Genomic DNA, 17,987 nt, shown 5'->3' on the forward strand with positions numbered 1-17,987 from the left:
TTATATGGGTTATTAAAAAATAAGTTCAGTAACCCTTTAGTAACCCAACATCAAATCTTTTTCTTATTTATAGGAGTTATGTTACTTTTCTCCTCTTTATCATCCGTTGAAAACAAACTCGCACTAGCATAATTATTTAGTGTCATACCAATAATGAATGTTTTGTTTTTCGCACCTTTTTCTTTTTTAAACCCACGTATTTCTAATTGACGATAAAAGGCACGGTTCTTTAAATCTAATTCATTATTTTGATAACACCATTTTGTATAATTTTCATATAGTAGCTTTGCTTCAATTTTCTCTGTAGGATGTACTGTACAATTTTCATCAATAAAAGGTGCCAATATGTCCATGTCCTCACGATATTCTGCAGTCGCTGCCTTCACAGCTTCAGGAGCACGCAACCCTTCGACCTGCCACTTCATGCAGCCCTCAACAGCCCACCGCAAAACACCAGGCATTTCTTTTGCTAATTTATCTGGTAGATCATAATCAATCTTGTCTTTTGGGATTGTTACGGTAAATGGAATAAGCATAATCCTTCTCCATATACCTTCATCCGAACCTTTTACAATCGGTTTATGGTTGGTAGTGAAGAATACTTTAAATTCAGGTGTAAACTCGAAATATTCCTGGCGTAAGAAACGAGCTGACATTTTCTCACCACCGGTGATTTGTTTCACCAGGGCTTCAGATAATTGTTGTCCTTCTTCACTCTCAACAGCCGATACAAAACGAGCTCCATCTAATCTGGCCACATCGTTATTGATTCCTGAATCATTTCTCTTTTTTAAGAAGGTGTCACTGTTTGTCTGTCTTCCATAATCACCGAGTAGATCCTGAATGATATTAATAAAAGTAGACTTACCATTACGGCCATTACCAAATAAGAAAAACATTACTTGCTCTTTTGTTACACCGGTTAATGAATAACCAATAGCTTTCTGCAGGTAGTTAATTAATTCATGATCCGCTTGACCTGTAGGTGTTTTAAAAATACTTTCCAAGAAAGCTTTCCAGTTGGGACACTCAGCATTTTTGTCATACTTGATTGGAGAAATCTTTGTTAATAACAAGTCACGGTCATGTGGTAATAATTCACCAGTCTTTAAATCGATAACTCCGTTATCACAGTTAAATAAGAAGTTATGAGCATCTAATTCTTTCTTTTTCACTGATACCATCGGCCTTACATCCAATATGCTATTTATCCTAATTGACCGTCTTTCACACTTCTTAGCCCAATCATGCAGTAACTTTGATTGATATTTATCTTCTGTAGCCTTTGCTTCTCCATATATAGCTCTCAACGTTTTGGCCGTGATAGCTTCAATTTGTCTCTTACTATCCTCATGCCAATGCTTACCGTTCCATATAAGCCATTCCAACTCGTTACAATACCGAACATTTTCGCCATGATAATATGCGATACGTTCAGCATTTCCTAACTCAGTTAAATGAAACTTTGGCGCTTCATCGATAATTTCCTCAGTATCTTCAATTGAGTTATCAGAAATGTAAACTTCATACTTTTTCTCTTCAGGCGGTTCATAATCAGCTATTGTGGAAGGAGTTGAAAGAATTGCTGTATCAATTGTCATTTGGCCATATGTACGACCATCACTTGAATGTGGTTTATCCCACTTCTCACGAAGTAAGGAAGACTCTCTAAACATTGAATCCATCTTTGCAGCATCTTTATCCGTCCAAAACGCTAAATGATTGCATAAAGCCATATCAGTTGAAGAATGATCTCCGTTAATCAACATGCCCTGGAATAAATCTTTAATGGCTGCACCGCTTTTACTATCAAACATTCGCTCCCATAATTCTACATTCGATAAACTAGTAATATCTTCTCGTTCAAATGAAGTAGTACTTTGTTTCTTTTCAGGCTTTGGCTTTTCTTTCAAATACTTCTCAAATAAAACTTTTAATTCATCCGTTCTATCCTCCACAGGTACTTGATCCAGGCAATCACCGGTGAAAGTAAAATACCTTCCATGCCTGTATACTTCTAATCCGATATCAACATTTTTCCGTCCTGTACCCGGTCCTTTTAATGGCAGCTTACCTTTTGCAATGATGTGGATACCATCACCACTTGGTGAGTATTCCGTGTAACTATTTACGATTTCAATAACATCCTCAGCTAAACTTGTAAGAGCACCTTCCTGAATACAATGGTCGATATCTATTCCAATGAATGGAGCATCCTTTGAAAACATAAATCCAATTCCGTCATAATCTCCTTGTTCATAGAATTTTATGATCGTCGGGAACGTTGACCAGCTCCGTTTATTATTTGATTGAGCCATCTCCCCATTGATTTGATAAGGAACTTTTGTTTTCTTACCGTTTCTTACTTCTGACCGCCATAAGATCCAATGAGGAGTGTTTTTAAGCTCTGCCGGTATTTGATTAAATTTATATCTCATTTGATCTTCTCCCTTTGGAAAAGGGAGCCGTTAGTAGCTCCCTCCTATTTGAATCTTGTTAATTAACTTTTAGAACGGGACATCCTCATCCGTAATTGTAAATGCAGTATTTGGAGCCGATGCTTCTGATTCTTTAAATCCATTTACTTGCGGATATTTTTTACCGTTATATTCACGCTCACCCACTACTACACGAAGATGTTTATTTAAAAGTGTATCTGCCCATTCTTTATAAGAAGCAAATTTCATTCCTGTTGGAAAAGCTGCAGCTTTAGAAATCGCTTGTAATCTCCACAGTGATTTTTCAGTTACAACAAAATTATCGAATAAGAGCTTTTGTCCTTGGAATTCTTGGTCTACATCACTACGAATTTCATAATCCACAACAATCATGTTGTTTCCAGATTCAGCTTTTTTTAATTCATAATTAACAACTGTTACCTCATATTCTCCTGGCTTAACTTGTTCAAATCCTTTAGCTTGTTCATGATCTACTGTAAACATTATTTTTCCTCCTTGTTGTTAAAAACTTGTAATCTATCTAAAGCAGCATTTAAATATTTAAGATTGAAATCTTGGAGTTTTTGTTTTGTTTTAAACTCAATTTCATCTAGCATCTTCGCTGCTTCATCACTGGATTCAACAATTTCTATAATTTTTGCAATAAGAGCATTTCTTTCATTCTCTTGCTCCGCTCTTACATCCACACCAAGTTCTAACCATTTATAAATGATTGCACCATGCTCTGGCTTAATTAATTCACCATTTTCATTTATTAAATTAGAATTATCCTTAGTTGGTGTAGCTGTATGATTTTGCTCCATACGTAGAACAATCATGAATTCGTACTCCAAATCATCTTTTTGAATTGGTTTTAATCCTAACTTACGAATTTGAAGCTTATCATTATCATCACGCTCAGCTTGATATTCTTGTTTAGTACGTAACGTAGCGATAATATGAACATCATTTTCTGTAAGTAATTTAATGAACTCTTTAATAACCGGCTTCATTGTTTTCCAATCTTGAAAACGCCCACCTAAATCTTGTTGCTGGTCCAGTATTCCTCCGATACCTTCCCAAGCATGTGAAAGGCTATCTGCAATAACAACCTCACAACCATTTTTCTTTAACAATTCAATTGCTTGTTGGTATCGCACTGTAGAGTACGGAGCATCAAGTTCTACATATTTAAAGCTACCAATCTTGTAACCTTTGATTGTATTGTTTGCATAAAGAAGTGAGCGTTTGTGCTCCGTATCGATAACACCAATCTTCTTCCACAATTCTTCTTCTGGTAAATCAGGATAAGCTTCTTTCATCATTCCATATGCCAGAATTAAAGAAGTTAATGTTTTGCCTCCGCCACTTGCGCCGAATAAGGCTATACAAGCTTTCAGCTTTTCACGTTGTGCATCTGTTACTTTTAACGACATGTTTTACACTCCTTTTCCCAACTTATTCTTTAACATCTAATTCTGTAGCTTTATTTTGCAGACCCTCTAGCATTTGTGGGATATTAAGCCTTTGAATAATATCAACGGATAACTGTTCTTTTAGATTGTTTTCAAGCGCCTTAACTATTGTTTCCTCTGCATCTTTTCTTGCAGTTTGAATCATCGTGCTAACTTTAGAAGTAAGCTCCTTAGCAAGATAGTTTTGAATAAAATACTCGCTTATGGATAACTTTCTATCACCTGAGTACTTAGCTTCTCGGCCATTTTCATCAAGTGTTTTTTCAGTCAGATATCGTTCATACCTCATACCAATAAACTCACTAATTGGTATTAATTCCACTTCAGATCCCCAACCGTTTTTCTTATATGGTATTTTTAATTCATCGATTTTCTTTTCTAAGGCTCCATGAATAAAAGTATCTACAACCTCATTTGCTTTTTCCTCAGCTTCACGTTCAATTTTCGCTAAAACCTTTTGTTCTGCTTTTTGAATTAATCTGTCTTGCAAACCAGTGATAACTTGACTTTTGATTAAATCATCAAGATTTTCACCCTCTTCTAACCAATCTACATCTAATTCAATTTTTACTTTAGCCATTTTTATTAAACCTCCATTGAACGTCTTTTTATACCAATAATTGACCCTGTATACCCAGCAAGCTCCAACTGTCTTTGAGCTTTCCTAAATACATAATCAATATTTTCATTTTCTTTTATGGAACCGTCAGGATTTAAATGATTATTAGGAATCCATACGTTTTGATTTGTACCACCTAATGTAAATCGTTTTGCTGCATAATTTTTGTAATTACGCTTAATAAGCTTTAACTTTATTCCTTTATAAAACTGAATCATTTCTAAACTTCCACACTATAAGAAATAGATTCAGGCTTAACCGTAACCCCTGGGACAATTTGTCCATCCCCATCTACAATTACCTTTTCACCGCTGATTTCTTCAATCTTGAATTTCTTCTTCAAATCACCCCATTTAACTTCTGTTTTTAAGCAATCATCAAGATGGTTTTCAATAGCGTATTGAAGTAATTTTTCTTTATCCTGCTGTTCCGGTGCCTCACCACTCTTACGTGTTTTAGATTTACCGTATGGTGTAGAAATGGTTTTCTGTTTTGGATCTGCAGCAAGTTGTTCCGCATGGTAACGTTGAATGTGAGTTTCAAAGAAGCTAATACTATCGTGGATAGGTTTTAATTCTTTTTGCTCCCATTGTGCAATACGTTCACGTTCAACATTTGCCAACGTTGTAATTTTCTTTTCTTCAGCTTTAAGTGCAGTCAATTTACGAAATGCCCAATTAAGGCCTTCCAAATCACTAATTTCAAATTGCCTCTCCGCATCCTGTAATTCATCAACTTCCGCTAATTCAATTTCTTGTAATGAGTTCATCGATATTATCTCCAAATATATTTTTAATTTCTTCTTCAGTGTGAAGGGAAAGATACGTTAAACCGTTTTTGGTGAAAGTAGCTTCAAATGGATATTCCGAACAATCACGTTTCACTACTTCAAGATTTCCTTGCTCATTTATGAGTTCTTCAAACAATTGATATCTGACATGTATTCGGTCATTATAGACACCCAAAATGCCACTTTTCTGCGCTAAACGTACAGCTTGTACATATTCTTCAATCGCTTTAATATCCATTAGGATTCCACCGCCCTGGCATATTCCACTGTTTTACGGATAACTTCTCCCCCAACATTGTTGGCTACTTGTTTTGATATTTCATATTCGAATTCCATTGCATCTTTTGGTAACTTCGTTACTACCAATGGACCTGGATTGCTAATAAATAAATTACCTACCCTTACTAGATATGCAGTTTTAGGCATTAATTGCTTATCCATCCTTTTACACTCCTTTACACAAAGTCAATTCATGCTATAATGACCAAGAAATATGTTTTTATTAGACCGTCAGCCCCAACTGGCGGTTTCTCTTTAATCCAAATCAACATCTTCTAAATCCATGTTGTATTCTTCACCCATGTTGTCACTTACACGAACAGAAACTCCAGTTGGATATTCCTGCGCATCAATAATAGTTAAATTCCTTGTAACAGATCCTGTTAAACCGATTAAATCAGTTCTTTTTTAACCTCATTTTCCAATTAACTCACCTCCCTCGTATATTAATATTTAAGCCCTATTACAGGCTTAGATTTTCTTCTTAATAAGAGCCCTATAAATAAAAATACTTGGACGTCCCAAGATATTTCTAGATAATGATTTTAGGATCATTTGGGACAATTCTTTCACCTCCTGTGGATTTACCACATTTGAAGAGTGTTTCTCAGTGAACGTGCGGGACTCCCTACTCGCAGGCTGAGCAGCCTGACCCTCGAACCTAGATGATAGTAGCTCTAGGGCGGCTTTCGATTCAGGACTAGCTCTCATACACGAGGTTGTTGGTCGGCGTACACACTAGAGATATCTCGAGACGTCCAAGAAATGATTCTAATATAGAAGGGAGGTCTCTTACATGAGATTATTTGTTGGTTTAGATGTAAGTTCGTTTGATATGAAAGTTTGCTTTTTAAATGGTGATGGAGAAAAACTGGATTCTTTTTCGGTCAGTAATGACCTACCGGGAGCTACTACACTCAAAGAAAAATTATTACAGTGTGTTGCAGGTAAAGAGGTCGACATCCTTAAGATTGGTCTAGAATCCACCTCTGTTTACAGCTTTCATCCTTCTATGTTTCTTCACCATGATATAGATTTACAGCGTTTTGGAGCAAAAGTATTTCTCCTAAACCCAAAGCAAGTCGCAAATTTTAAGAAAAGTTATTCTGACATGAATAAAACCGATGAGATTGATGCCTTTGTCATTGCTGATTACTTACGATTTGGCCGTAATCAAATGTCTATCGTAAAAGAAAGCCAGTACGTGGCACTGCAGCAATTAACTCGATCACGATACCAACTTGTCAAAATGTTAACGAAAGAAAAACAACACTTTCTTCAACACCTAAGTTTTAAATGTAATACATTTTCACAAGAGGTGGATACTTCCGTATTCGGTAGCGCCATGACAGAACTATTTCTTGAAAAATTCAGCTTAGAGGAACTCGCTAATATGCCTTTAGAAGAACTCGCTGAGTTCCTACAGAAAAAAAGTCGAAACCGTTTTGGTGATCCAAAATGCGTAGCAGCATCCATTCACAAAGCTGTGAAAGTTTCTTATCGCTTGGATAAGGTTGTAGAAGATTCAATAGATGTCATCTTAGGTACATCCATCGCAGTCATTCGTACGTTTCAACAGCAAATCAAGGAATTAGAAAAGTCTATTAAAAAAATCATGGCTGGTTTGACCCAAACACTTGAATCTATTCCTGGAGTAGGCCCTGTTTTCGCTGCCGGTATCATTGCTGAAATTGGCCAAATCGAAAGATTTGACGATGAAACAAAAATAGCCAAATACGCTGGATTATACTGGCGAAAGCACCAATCCGGTCGTTTTACAGCCGAAGATACTTCATTATCCCGTACAGGTAATCATTACTTGCGTTATTACTTAGTTGAAGCCGCCAATTCAGTAAGAAAGCATGTATCAGATTATCAAGAGTATTACGTGAAAAAATATAATGAAGTACCAAAACATCAACACAAACGTGCACTCGTTCTAACCGCAAGAAAATTTGTGCGATTGGTGGATGCGCTACTACGTAGCCACCAACTTTTTACGCCTGGAAGGTGTGTGAAAGAATGACATAAAATTTTGTCATCGCTACCTTTCATTATTTTCCAGTAAATTACATTCGTTACTGGTTTAGTTTTGTGATGCCTTTTTTAAACAAATTGACCTTTGACAACTTTAAACTTTGTTATTTCTAAGTTGACATACTACCGCAGGTCTTCACATGTATCATTTAGGCTGCTTACGTTCCCCCATCTTGCTGTAAATCTCAGCAATGATTAAACCTGTTTTAGTTAGTTCAGCATCGTTTGATATTAAATGATTTTGATTCATTCGAGTCAGTTGTGCCCTAGTAATTAATTGCAAGTTATCCAATACAATATTTTGTTTATTGCTGTCTAAAAAAATAAGGCAATGTTCTTTTAGTATGGGACCATGTTCTTTTTCCCACAAGACTCTGTGTTTGTGCCTCCACCGTTTGTGCCAAGGCCCTTTATCCGAAACCTTGACTAGTACGTAACCATCACGATCGATTCGTTCACTACCGACTGGTTTATAATTTGTTGCTTGTTGCCCTTTTTTTAATTGCGTCTCAATTCCACCCCTCGTGAGGCCTTTTTTACCCTTATTAAAGGGAACGTGACCTTTTTCAAAGTGACCAGTTAAACCGCTGGAAATTTTATTGTTTTTCTTAAATGTTTTTATTTGTTTTATTGAAACACTCAAACCAAATTCCTTATTTATTAAGTTTGTTAAGGCCTGATTAGACAATCCTTTTGCATTTTCTCGAATAAAAGCCACTTGTTCATCGTTAAAAAGTTTTGCCACCCGTTACCCCTCCAACATTTTTGGTTTGGTAAGATCCTTTGATTTGTATTCTGTATGAAACTTTTGAGCGTTCAACACTAAAGTTCCATTCGAAATGATTTGATTGGCTACGCTTGTTATAGAACGAGCCCTTTCTATTTCCTCGACTAATTTATCTCCCACTAAGTCCTCATCACTTAAGCGCTCGAGCTGAGCAAATAAATGATTGTTTAAATCACCTAACGTATTTCTCACTTAACTCACCTCACTTCGAGATGAAACCTTACGGTTCATTTCCCTTAACTGACACTTTGCTTCTAATTCAGTAATAAGTAATAAGGCGGGACTATGTCTCATTTCAGCGCATCTTTTTACAACTTCTGATGCTTTCATTAATTTACTTGCGGATAATACTCCGTTCATCATTGGTCACCTCTTTTTTCTTTTTTTCAGCCTGACGAGCTGCTAAAATACGAGGAACTGAAGTTTTCATAAAAAACTCAGCCATTTTCAACGCCGTTTCCTCACTTGGCGGATTATCCAATATAGTTCGTCCCATCTATCTCACCATCCACCTCATAAACTTCATGTTTCATGAAGTTAGTTGGCAAAAAAATTTCCTCAATTCCTTTACCGAATCTCTGAGCAATTAAAAACATCTCATTAGCTTTAAATTGAGTAACTCCATATTCTTTATTAACATAAGTTCTCTTATCCACACCTATTAAATCCGCCATATCCTGCTGAGTTAACCTGTTATACATACGTAAAGACACCAGTTTGTCTTGCAAAATCATTCACCTCACTTCCGACAACTTCATATTACATGAAGTTACGGAATAATTCAATAATTATTTTCATGTTTTATGAAATTTAATATTATTTTTCTTGTTTCATGAAATTTTTAGTTTGAAACTTCATGAAATATGATATAATAGATTAGGAAAGGAGGTGAAACTTCATGAAACAAGATGTTTCTAAATATGTAGGTCAACAAATTAAAAACTTTAGGAAACTAAAGAAAATGACCCAAAAAGAATTAGGATTACGAATAGGAAAAAAACATAATACAATTTCATCTTATGAAAATGGGACAAACGAACCTGAACAAGATGTATTATTTGCAATAGCACAAGCATTGGATATATCAATTAATGATTTGTTCCCACCAACAAATGAAGTGTATAAACCAAATACTCCAACTATTTCTTTAGTACGTGAATCTTCATATACTTATGTTCCAACTGCAATTTCAGCTGGTTTACCTCTAGAAATTGATGGAATGACAGAAATGGATTTGGAAACTATACATATTCCTGATTCATTAATGGGGAAATGGGCAGGTAGAGAAGATATTTTTATGACTCGTGTTAATGGTGACTCGATGAATAAAGTTATACCACATACCTCTTTAATTGCCGTAAAAGAAGTTGCTTTAGAGGAACTTTACGATAATGACATAGTTGTTTTTAGTAACGGCTGCGATTATTCTGTAAAACGTTTCTTTAATGATAAACAAAATAAACGATTAATATTCCGACCGGATTCATACGACAATCGTTTCTTTGATTACACAGTTCCTTATGAAGATGCTGCGAATATAAAAATACACGGTAAAGTAGTAATGTACGTAGCTACATTAAACTAATACCTATATCAATTAAATCTTTAGCGCTAGGAATTTAATGGACAGCCCGTACAGCTGTCCTCTTTTTAAAAGGAGAGATAAATAGTGACTGTCGGAATTTATATAAGAGTAAGCACTGAAGAACAGGTACGAGATGGTTTCTCTATTTCAGCTCAACGTGAAAAGCTAAAAGCATATTGCGTGGCACAAGACTGGGATAATTTTAAATTTTATGTAGATGAAGGTGTATCAGCAAAGGATACGAATCGCCCACAATTAAGCATAATGTTAGACCATATCAAAAAAGGATTAATTAATACTGTTTTAGTTTATCGTCTAGATCGTCTAACACGTTCTGTTATGGACCTATACAAACTACTAGATACATTCGATAAATACAATTGTGCTTTTAAATCAGCAACAGAAGTTTATGATACTTCCACAGCTATGGGAAGAATGTTTATTACAATTGTAGCTGCATTAGCTCAATGGGAAAGAGAAAATTTAGGTGAACGTGTAAGAATGGGACAATTAGAAAAGGCTCGCCAAGGAGAATATTCAGCAAAGGCCCCATTTGGATTTGATAAAAATGAGTATAGCAAACTAATTATAAATCTAGAAGAAAGCAAAGTAGTTTTAGATATGGTAAGAAAAATTGAAGAAGGTTACTCTATCAGACAACTCGCCGATCATTTAGACGGCTATATTAAGCCCATAAGAGGTTACAAATGGCATATACGCACCATATTAGATATTCTTTCTAATCACGCCATGTACGGAGCGATAAGGTGGTCTAATGAGATAATAGAGAATGCGCACCAAGGAATCATTACGAAAGATAGATTTATGAAGGTTCAACAACTACTATCTAGTCGCCAAAATTTTAAAAAACGTAAAACCACTTCTATCTTCATTTTTCAAATGAAATTACTTTGCCCCAATTGCGGAAATCATTTAACTTGTGAAAGAGTAATGTATCATAGAAAAAAAGATAATCAAGATATTGAACATAATCGATATCGTTGTCAGGCTTGTGTTCTAAATAAGAAAAAGGCTTTTTCCTCCAGTGAGAAAAACATAGAGGTAGCCTTTTTAGATTACATTGAAAAATACAGATTCAAACAGGTACCGAAATTCCAAACAGAAGACAATGAAATTGATATCTTAAAGAAACAATTATCTAAAGTAGAACGACAAAGAGAAAAGTTTCAAAAAGCATGGTCAAACGATCTAATGACAGATGAAGAGTTTGCCAATCAAATGAAAGAAACGAAACAAGCGCTAGAATCGATAAAAGAAAAGTTGAAATCTTTAAGTTCCAATGAAAACGAAAATATAGATGATAATGCTATAAAAGAAATTATAAATAATATTAAAAGCAATTGGTCATATTTATCATCTAATGAGAAAAAACAATTTATGAATATGTTCATAGAGAATATCAAAATTGATAAAAAAGACGGAGTTACAGAAGTATTAGATATAGAATTTTATTAGTGTTTATGTTACATTTACACATACAAAATGCTCCTGTTGCAAGAAGCGCATTTCTTCCATCATATATCTGGCGCAATCTTCTGGGCTTCGAATGCTGTATCTATTTTGATATTCTAAACGCACCATTCTTCTACCGAGTTCAAAAGCAGCGATGAGCTGTGATGCCTTCGCAACTCCAACACCATGTATACTCACTAACTCTTCTAGCGTTGCGTCTTTCAACATACGTAAACCATCAAAATGATGCAAAATTTTATCCGATAACTTTAAAACTGTTTCTTCTTTAGAACCTGTTCTGAGTAACACTGCAAGAAGCTCCCGATTGGATAAACTTCCAGCCCCTTCTAACAATAAACGCTCCCGTGGCTGTTCTTCTTTGACAACATCACGAATACCGTTCATTTCTCCACCCCTTTATTTGTTCTCTCAAAGAAAATCCCATGCAGTTTTACGCATGGGTTACATCAATATTAAATTGTTTTAATTCCCGAACAAGACGTGAAATTGGTAACCCAACTACACTATAGTAGTCCCCTTGAATATGTTGAACAAAAATAGATCCTTTACCTTGAATCCCATAACTTCCTGCTTTATCCAAAGGCTCTTTTGATGCAATGTATGTGTCAATTTCCTCTTCTGTTAATTCCCAAAACGTAACTTCTGTACGCTCGTAAAAAGTGACTGTTTTGTCCTTTGCTATAATTGCAACACCTGTATACACCTCATGTGTTTTCCCTGATAATAATTGCAACATTTCTTTCGCCTCAGCCTCACTAGATGGCTTTCCAAGAATACGCGACTCATATGTAACAATTGTGTCTGCACCTAACACAATATAATCACTGTTATTTTCTGCTACCGCAGATGCTTTTTGCAGGGCAAGGGACATAACAATATCAGAAGGCGATGAATACGCACCAATCGTTTCTTCTACTTCACTTACAACAATTTCAAATGGTACACCCGCTAACTCAAGCAATTCCTTCCTGCGAGGTGATCCTGAAGCTAAAATAATTTTTTTCATATTTTCTCCTTCCTTTCTCACATGAAGCAGAATCATTTATATCAATCGTATCAAAGGAATAGTTTGTCCACAAATAAAAGAAATATTATTTTCTCTAAACAAAATAACACTTCCTTACCAAAACACGATTATATTCCTGTCATAGAGAAAGCACTTTACTCTAAATTCAAAAGAAAAGAAAGAAGCCTCTACACTTCTTCCTTCGTCATTTCATTATCCTATTATTTCACCTTTTGTGAAACAATTTTTTCGTATGAAAGTATACCATCAATGATAACTTGATTTAATTTCGCTAAAGATTCCTTATCATCTTTTCCGTCCTTCACTGTTTGCACAGCTACCGACGTATACATATACAATTTCTTCGCTTCTTCCTGCTTCATACTTTTCCCTTCTTTTTCAATCGCTTTCCACTCTTTTTCGATTGTACTTATATCTTTTGCATTACTTTTTTCACTAGCTTGTACGCTAGAAGCATATTTTGCTAAATGAGTATATAATGGCTGTACTTTTGTTAAAAACGCCCCGATTTCTTTATCATCTTTAAGTAACGCTTTATCTGTTATATCCCAGCCCTTTTTCAATACGGAGACATTATCTTTTTTATACTGCGTCATTAATTGGTTTATGCCTTGTTCATCGCTAGCAATACCAACAACTAATGCATACTTATCACCGCTCGGTTTTAAGGCTGCTACACCTCCATTACCTTTCCACTCTTCAAGAGCGGCCTGTCCCTTTTCTTCAGAAGAATAGATTCCTCCTTGAACAAAAAATAATTTCATTGGATCTAATGACGTTCCTGTCTGTGCTTTTGTTTTTTCCTCTTTTGGTGCTGGTGTTTGTTCTGCCGTTCCACCCACCTTTGATTCTTCCTTTCGCATCTGCTTCGAAGCTGTTACTTCGCTTCCTCCTGTCGCACCTTGTCCTTTCAGTAACTGTAGCATCCCCATCCCAAACGCCGTACCAATAATAATTGCAGTTGCAACGATTGCAATTAACGTATTGCTCCACTTCTTTCGATTTTTTTCCATAGACGCTACTTTCGATTTTTGAAACGGAACAACGTTTTTTGGCCTTTCACTTTCTACTACCATCCAGTCAAATTCATCTTTCTTCTTCTCCTCATACTTCGCTTCTGTTCCATTCACTTTCACTGAGATCGTTCGTGATTGCTTGTCCATACACTCACACCTCACCTCTTATCGTTGTCCGCATCATATCATATTCATTTCACAAAAAAACGAGATATTTGTCAGAGGAATTCGCCAAATAACCCTATATATTTATCTTATATGTATGCATTTGACTTCATTTGTAGAACAAAAAAACTAGATAGCAAAGACTATCTAGTTTTTTTCGCGAATATATTTTCGAACTTCCGAAATGAAATAAAGAGAACCTGTTATGATAAAAACATCATTTTCTCCAAGCATTTCAACCTTCGTATCAATTGCCTCTTTCCAATTTTCAAAAACTAATTTTGACTCTTCCTTTGCATACGATGCAAGCTCGCCTGCTGAAATAGCACGATCAAAGGCGAATGTTGTAAAAATAATTTCATCGGCGATGCTTTCTAATTGACCTACCATATTGTGCAATTGTTTATCACCAAGGGCAGTAAATAAAACTATTACATTTTTATCTTTGTAATGTGATTCTACCGTTTTCACAAGACTTTCAATACCTTCTGGGTTATGAGCACCATCTATAATAATATCCGGATTACTTTGCAGTTTTTCAAAGCGCCCCACCCAATACGCTTCCTGTAATCCCGTTCTTATTTCTTCTTCCTCAATTAAAAATGATAAGTATGTTTTTACATACATGACTGCCATAAGTGCAAGTGCTGCGTTTCCTACTTGATGGCTGCCTTTCATTGTGATTCGCACATCTTCAAAAGAGGCGAAAGGACAAGTGAAATCGAACTGTTCTCCATCTTCGCTAGACTGTTTATGTAACGCTGTAAAATGGTTGCCCATCTCGTATAAGTTTGCCTGATTTTCCTTTGCAACTTTTTGAATGACTTGCAACGCTTCCTCATCTTGCACACCAGTAATAACCGGAACACCAGACTTAATAATTCCCGCCTTTTCATATGCAATTTCTCCTAATGTATTACCTAAAATATGCATATGATCGTGACCGATATTCGTAATAATCGTGAGAACTGGATGAATCACATTCGTAGAATCAAAGCGCCCTCCAAGCCCTGTTTCAAATAAAACAACATCACAGAAATTAACTTTACCGAAGTAACAAATTGCCATAACAGTAATAATTTCAAACTCAGTCGCTTCCCCTAAATCCGTTTCATCTAGTTTTTCAACGACTGGCTTTACCATCTTTACAAGTTCAGTAATCTCTTCATCTGCAATTGGTGTTCCATTCACACTAATACGCTCGTTAAATGTTTCAATATAAGGGGAGGTAAATGTTCCTACCTTATATTTTGCATTTTCTAACATGTAGCGCATATATGTTAACGTTGAACCTTTTCCATTTGTACCAGCAAGGTGAACACATTTTATGTGACGCTCCGGATTTCCGAGCTCTTCTAGCATCCATCTCATTCTTTCTAATCCCGGTTTAATACCAAACTTCAATCGGCTATGAATCCACCCTATCGCTTCTTCGTATGTATGTATCACGTATGCTTTCCCCTTTCAAAAAACAACCTTCATAACCCTATTATACGCAAAGAAAAGAGACTCACCAATATAGTGAGTCTCTAAAAAGCATTTTATTTCTCAAGATCTGCTAGACGTTGGCGAACTGCTTCGCGTTTTTCTAGGTAATCTTGCTCTTTCGCACGCTCTCCTTCAATAACTGCTGCAGGAGCTTTCGCTACGAAACCTTGGTTTGAAAGTTTCTTCTGTACACGTTCTACTTCTTTGTCGAACTTCTCAAGCTCTTTCTCAAGACGCGCTCTCTCTTCATCAAGATTGATAAGATCAGCTAACGGTAAGAATAACTCTGCACCTGTTACGATTGCAGTCATTGCTTTTTCTGGCGCTTGTAAGTCCGTTTGAATTGTTAATTCGCTTGGGTTACAGAAACGCTCAATGTAAGAGCTGTTTTTCGTAAGTTGAGCAAGTACAGCCTCGTCTTTTGCTTTAATTTGCATTTGAACTTTTTTGCTCATTGGCGTATTAACTTCTGCACGGATATTACGAACAGAACGAATGATATCAACTAGAAGGTGCATTTCTGCTGCAGCTTCTGCATCTTGTAAATCTTCGCGTACTGTTGGCCACGCTGCTACTGTAATAGATTCGCCTTCGTGCGGTAAATGTTGCCAAATCTTCTCTGTTACGAATGGCATGAATGGGTGTAATAGACGCATTGTTTGGTCTAATACGTAAGCTAAAATAGAACGAGTTGTTTTCTTAGCTGCTTCATCTTCACCGTATAGAGGAAGTTTCGCCATTTCAATGTACCAGTCACAGAAATCATCCCAAATAAAGTTGTATAATGAGCGACCAGCTTCACCGAACTCATATTTATCCATGTTACGTGTTACGCTTTCGATTGTTTCATTTAAGCGAGTTAAAATCCACTTATCTGCAACTGATTTTTCACCAGTTAAATCGATTTCTTCATATTTCATGTCATCCATGTTCATTAATACGAAACGTGATGCATTCCAAATTTTATTAATGAAGTTCCAAGTAGATTCTACTTTCTCCATGCTGAAGCGTAAATCTTGACCTGGTGCACTTCCCGTTGATAAGAAGAAACGCATTGCATCTGCACCGTACTTCTCGATAACTTCCATTGGGTCAATACCGTTACCAAGAGATTTACTCATTTTACGTCCTTGCTCATCACGAACTAAACCGTGAATTAATACATCTTTAAATGGACGCTCGCCTGTAAACTCTAAACCTTGGAAAATCATACGAGATACCCAGAAGAAGATGATGTCATAACCAGTTACTAGTGCATCTGTTGAATAGTAACGCTTGAAGTCTGCTGCATCTTCATTTGGCCAACCAAGTGTTGAGAATGGCCATAGTGCTGAACTGAACCATGTATCAAGTACGTCGTTATCTTGATTCCAGTTTTCAATATCTGCTGGTGCTTCTGTACCTACGTATACTTCACCAGTTTCTTTATGATACCAAGCTGGAATGCGGTGTCCCCACCATAATTGACGAGAAATACACCAGTCGTGAATATTTTCCATCCAACGTAAATATGTGTTTTCGAAACGCTCTGGTACGAACGTTACTTTCTCTTCTTCTTTTTGCTGAAGCGCTACTGCCTTCTCAGCAAGTGGAGCCATTTTTACGAACCATTGTGTTGATAAGTAAGGCTCAACAACTGCACCACTACGCTCACTATGACCTACTGAATGCATATGAGGCTCGATTTCTACTAATACGCCCGCTTCTTGTAAATCTTTTACTAACGCTTTACGGCACTCGAAACGATCCATACCGTTATACTTACCAGCTTTTTCGTTCATCGTTCCATCTTCGTTCATTACTAAGATACGTGGTAAGTCATGACGGTTACCTACTTCAAAGTCATTCGGGTCATGAGCTGGCGTAATTTTTACAACACCTGTTCCGAAATCTTTTTCTACATACTCATCAGCAATAATCGGAATCTCACGGCCTACGATTGGAAGTGTAACTGTTTTTCCGATTAAATGCTTGTAACGATCGTCTTCTGGATGAACCGCTACCGCTGTATCACCAAGCATCGTTTCTGGACGAGTTGTTGCAAGACGAATGTGGCCAGATCCATCTGTTAACGGATAGTTCATATGGTAGAATGCACCTTGAACTTCTTTATGAATTACTTCAATATCAGAAAGAGCTGTGCGTGTTGCCGGGTCCCAGTTGATAATATATTCACCGCGGTAAATTAAGCCTTTTTCGTATAATTGAACGAATACTTTATTAACCGCATCAGATAAACCTTCGTCTAATGTGAAACGTTCGCGAGAATAGTCTAGTCCTAAACCAACTTTCCCCCATTGTTGACGAATGTGAGAAGCGTATTCTTCTTTCCATTCCCAAGCCTTTTCAAGGAATTTCTCACGGCCAAGATCGTAACGTGAAATACCTTCTTCACGAAGTTTCCCTTCTACTTTCGCTTGTGTTGCGATACCCGCATGGTCCATTCCTGGAAGCCACAATACATCGTAACCTTGCATACGCTTCGTACGAGTTAAAATATCTTGAAGAGTTGTATCCCAAGCATGACCTAAGTGTAACTTACCAGTTACGTTCGGAGGTGGAATTACAATTGTATACGGTTGTTTCTTCTCGTCTCCTGTTGCTTCAAAATATTTGCCTTCTAACCACCACTGATAAAGGCCTTCTTCAACGGACATATGATCATATTTAGTTGGTAAATTCTTTTCCGTGTTTGACATTATTTTCCCTCCTTAAAATAAAAAATGCCCCTCATCCAAAAAAGGACGAGGGACATCGCGGTACCACCTTTATTTACAAACAAATTCA

At 36.4% G+C, this 17,987-nt stretch carries 20 protein-coding genes, 1 pseudogene and 1 other annotated feature (1 of these 22 running past the window's edge); of the genes and pseudogenes, 3 read left to right on the top strand and 18 right to left on the bottom strand.

Annotation, left to right across the window (positions count from 1 at the left end; translation table 11 throughout):
• Positions 1–50: 50 nt before the first annotated feature.
• The 8 genes from PSR14_RS23625 to PSR14_RS23660 all read right to left on the bottom strand — a co-directional run bounded on the left by PSR14_RS23625 (position 51) and on the right by PSR14_RS23660 (position 5,763).
• A complete protein-coding gene (locus PSR14_RS23625; RefSeq protein ID WP_098213908.1) occupies positions 51–2,438 on the bottom strand; it encodes a phage/plasmid primase, P4 family in 2,388 nt (795 codons plus the stop codon).
• Positions 2,439–2,507: 69 nt separating this feature from the next.
• Complete coding sequence (locus PSR14_RS23630) at positions 2,508–2,942, bottom strand: DUF669 domain-containing protein (RefSeq protein WP_098213907.1); 435 nt, start codon at positions 2,940–2,942, stop codon at positions 2,508–2,510.
• The gene (locus tag PSR14_RS23635) at positions 2,942–3,874 is read right to left on the bottom strand and encodes an AAA family ATPase (protein ID WP_098213906.1); all 933 of its coding nucleotides are present in this window, start codon (positions 3,872–3,874) and stop codon (positions 2,942–2,944) included. The genes PSR14_RS23630 and PSR14_RS23635 overlap by 1 nt, the downstream gene beginning before the upstream one ends.
• A gap of 22 nt (positions 3,875–3,896) precedes the next feature.
• Positions 3,897–4,493, bottom strand: coding sequence for a hypothetical protein (locus PSR14_RS23640; protein ID WP_098213905.1), 597 nt, complete (start codon positions 4,491–4,493; stop codon positions 3,897–3,899).
• A 5-nt stretch (positions 4,494–4,498) separates the two neighbouring features.
• Positions 4,499–4,750 carry a hypothetical protein gene (locus PSR14_RS23645; protein WP_098213904.1) on the bottom strand — a complete coding sequence of 84 codons (252 nt, stop codon included), beginning with the start codon at positions 4,748–4,750 and terminating at the stop codon, positions 4,499–4,501.
• 2 nt (positions 4,751–4,752) lie between these two features.
• The gene (locus PSR14_RS23650) at positions 4,753–5,301 is read right to left on the bottom strand and encodes a host-nuclease inhibitor Gam family protein (protein WP_098213903.1); all 549 of its coding nucleotides are present in this window, start codon (positions 5,299–5,301) and stop codon (positions 4,753–4,755) included.
• Complete coding sequence (locus PSR14_RS23655) at positions 5,279–5,560, bottom strand: hypothetical protein (protein ID WP_098213902.1); 282 nt, start codon at positions 5,558–5,560, stop codon at positions 5,279–5,281. The genes PSR14_RS23650 and PSR14_RS23655 overlap by 23 nt, the downstream gene beginning before the upstream one ends.
• Positions 5,560–5,763: a hypothetical protein gene (locus PSR14_RS23660; RefSeq protein ID WP_016125194.1), complete on the bottom strand. Its 204-nt coding sequence runs from the start codon at positions 5,761–5,763 to the stop codon at positions 5,560–5,562. The genes PSR14_RS23655 and PSR14_RS23660 overlap by 1 nt, the downstream gene beginning before the upstream one ends.
• A 634-nt stretch (positions 5,764–6,397) precedes the next feature.
• On the opposite strand from PSR14_RS23660, the gene PSR14_RS23665 reads away from it, so the two are divergent.
• Complete coding sequence (locus PSR14_RS23665; protein ID WP_098487274.1) at positions 6,398–7,627, top strand: IS110 family transposase; 1,230 nt, start codon at positions 6,398–6,400, stop codon at positions 7,625–7,627.
• Between the two features lie 156 nt (positions 7,628–7,783).
• On the opposite strand, the gene PSR14_RS23670 is transcribed toward PSR14_RS23665, so the two are convergent.
• From PSR14_RS23670 to PSR14_RS23690, 5 genes are read right to left on the bottom strand one after another with little or no spacing between them, the layout of a single operon-like run.
• Positions 7,784–8,383, bottom strand: a complete 600-nt coding sequence (locus PSR14_RS23670) for an HNH endonuclease signature motif containing protein (RefSeq protein ID WP_098213901.1) — start codon at positions 8,381–8,383, stop codon at positions 7,784–7,786.
• Between the two features lie 3 nt (positions 8,384–8,386).
• Positions 8,387–8,617: a hypothetical protein gene (locus PSR14_RS23675; RefSeq protein ID WP_098213900.1), complete on the bottom strand. Its 231-nt coding sequence runs from the start codon at positions 8,615–8,617 to the stop codon at positions 8,387–8,389.
• Positions 8,618–8,785, bottom strand: a complete 168-nt coding sequence (locus PSR14_RS23680) for a hypothetical protein (RefSeq protein ID WP_179886020.1) — start codon at positions 8,783–8,785, stop codon at positions 8,618–8,620.
• On the bottom strand, positions 8,760–8,906 hold the full coding sequence (locus PSR14_RS23685) for a hypothetical protein (protein ID WP_169509414.1): 147 nt from the start codon (positions 8,904–8,906) through the stop codon (positions 8,760–8,762). Before PSR14_RS23685 ends, PSR14_RS23680 begins: the two co-directional genes overlap by 26 nt.
• Positions 8,899–9,153 (bottom strand): helix-turn-helix transcriptional regulator, encoded by a 255-nt coding sequence (locus PSR14_RS23690; protein WP_061884635.1) that lies wholly within the window; start codon positions 9,151–9,153, stop codon positions 8,899–8,901. Before PSR14_RS23690 ends, PSR14_RS23685 begins: the two co-directional genes overlap by 8 nt.
• Before the next feature lie 170 nt (positions 9,154–9,323).
• Here PSR14_RS23690 and PSR14_RS23695 point away from each other — a divergent pair, with 170 nt between their 5' ends.
• On the top strand, positions 9,324–10,010 hold the full coding sequence (locus tag PSR14_RS23695; RefSeq protein ID WP_098213899.1) for an XRE family transcriptional regulator: 687 nt from the start codon (positions 9,324–9,326) through the stop codon (positions 10,008–10,010).
• A gap of 84 nt (positions 10,011–10,094) precedes the next feature.
• On the top strand, positions 10,095–11,486 hold the full coding sequence (locus PSR14_RS23700; protein ID WP_098213898.1) for a recombinase family protein: 1,392 nt from the start codon (positions 10,095–10,097) through the stop codon (positions 11,484–11,486).
• A 15-nt stretch (positions 11,487–11,501) separates the two neighbouring features.
• Here PSR14_RS23700 and radC read toward each other — a convergent pair.
• The 5 genes and pseudogenes from radC to PSR14_RS23725 form a co-directional block, all read right to left on the bottom strand.
• Positions 11,502–11,888: pseudogene (gene radC / locus PSR14_RS23705) on the bottom strand (DNA repair protein RadC); the annotation flags it as partial.
• A 46-nt stretch (positions 11,889–11,934) separates the two neighbouring features.
• Positions 11,935–12,510 (bottom strand): nucleoside triphosphate pyrophosphatase, encoded by a 576-nt coding sequence (locus tag PSR14_RS23710; RefSeq protein WP_000720489.1) that lies wholly within the window; start codon positions 12,508–12,510, stop codon positions 11,935–11,937.
• Between the two features lie 221 nt (positions 12,511–12,731).
• A complete protein-coding gene (locus PSR14_RS23715) occupies positions 12,732–13,694 on the bottom strand; it encodes a stage II sporulation protein B (RefSeq protein ID WP_086405201.1) in 963 nt (320 codons plus the stop codon).
• A 165-nt stretch (positions 13,695–13,859) separates the two neighbouring features.
• Positions 13,860–15,161, bottom strand: a complete 1,302-nt coding sequence (folC, locus tag PSR14_RS23720; RefSeq protein ID WP_000582084.1) for a bifunctional tetrahydrofolate synthase/dihydrofolate synthase — start codon at positions 15,159–15,161, stop codon at positions 13,860–13,862.
• A 92-nt stretch (positions 15,162–15,253) separates the two neighbouring features.
• Positions 15,254–17,899, bottom strand: coding sequence for a valine--tRNA ligase (locus PSR14_RS23725; protein ID WP_000072229.1), 2,646 nt, complete (start codon positions 17,897–17,899; stop codon positions 15,254–15,256).
• Between the two features lie 38 nt (positions 17,900–17,937).
• Positions 17,938–17,987, bottom strand: a binding site (T-box leader); it runs 183 nt beyond the window's last position.

Origin of the sequence: Bacillus sp. A01H, from assembly GCF_045277205.1 — a bacterium.
Taxonomy (GTDB): Bacteria; Bacillota; Bacilli; order Bacillales; family Bacillaceae_G; genus Bacillus_A; species Bacillus_A paranthracis.

What these genes read in the sequence shown, in the direction of transcription:
- PSR14_RS23625 (WP_098213908.1), bottom strand. Translation starts at nt 2,438, where the DNA reads ATGAGATATAAATTTAATCAAATACCGGCAGAGCTTAAAAACACTCCT.
- PSR14_RS23630 (WP_098213907.1), bottom strand. Translation starts at nt 2,942, where the DNA reads ATGTTTACAGTAGATCATGAACAAGCTAAAGGATTTGAACAAGTTAAG.
- PSR14_RS23635 (WP_098213906.1), bottom strand. Translation starts at nt 3,874, where the DNA reads ATGTCGTTAAAAGTAACAGATGCACAACGTGAAAAGCTGAAAGCTTGT.
- PSR14_RS23640 (WP_098213905.1), bottom strand. Translation starts at nt 4,493, where the DNA reads ATGGCTAAAGTAAAAATTGAATTAGATGTAGATTGGTTAGAAGAGGGT.
- PSR14_RS23645 (WP_098213904.1), bottom strand. Translation starts at nt 4,750, where the DNA reads ATGATTCAGTTTTATAAAGGAATAAAGTTAAAGCTTATTAAGCGTAAT.
- PSR14_RS23650 (WP_098213903.1), bottom strand. Translation starts at nt 5,301, where the DNA reads ATGAACTCATTACAAGAAATTGAATTAGCGGAAGTTGATGAATTACAG.
- PSR14_RS23655 (WP_098213902.1), bottom strand. Translation starts at nt 5,560, where the DNA reads ATGGATATTAAAGCGATTGAAGAATATGTACAAGCTGTACGTTTAGCG.
- PSR14_RS23660 (WP_016125194.1), bottom strand. Translation starts at nt 5,763, where the DNA reads ATGGATAAGCAATTAATGCCTAAAACTGCATATCTAGTAAGGGTAGGT.
- PSR14_RS23665 (WP_098487274.1), top strand. Translation starts at nt 6,398, where the DNA reads ATGAGATTATTTGTTGGTTTAGATGTAAGTTCGTTTGATATGAAAGTT.
- PSR14_RS23680 (WP_179886020.1), bottom strand. Translation starts at nt 8,785, where the DNA reads ATGAACGGAGTATTATCCGCAAGTAAATTAATGAAAGCATCAGAAGTT.
- PSR14_RS23695 (WP_098213899.1), top strand. Translation starts at nt 9,324, where the DNA reads ATGAAACAAGATGTTTCTAAATATGTAGGTCAACAAATTAAAAACTTT.
- PSR14_RS23710 (WP_000720489.1), bottom strand. Translation starts at nt 12,510, where the DNA reads ATGAAAAAAATTATTTTAGCTTCAGGATCACCTCGCAGGAAGGAATTG.
- PSR14_RS23715 (WP_086405201.1), bottom strand. Translation starts at nt 13,694, where the DNA reads ATGGACAAGCAATCACGAACGATCTCAGTGAAAGTGAATGGAACAGAA.
- PSR14_RS23725 (WP_000072229.1), bottom strand. Translation starts at nt 17,899, where the DNA reads ATGTCAAACACGGAAAAGAATTTACCAACTAAATATGATCATATGTCC.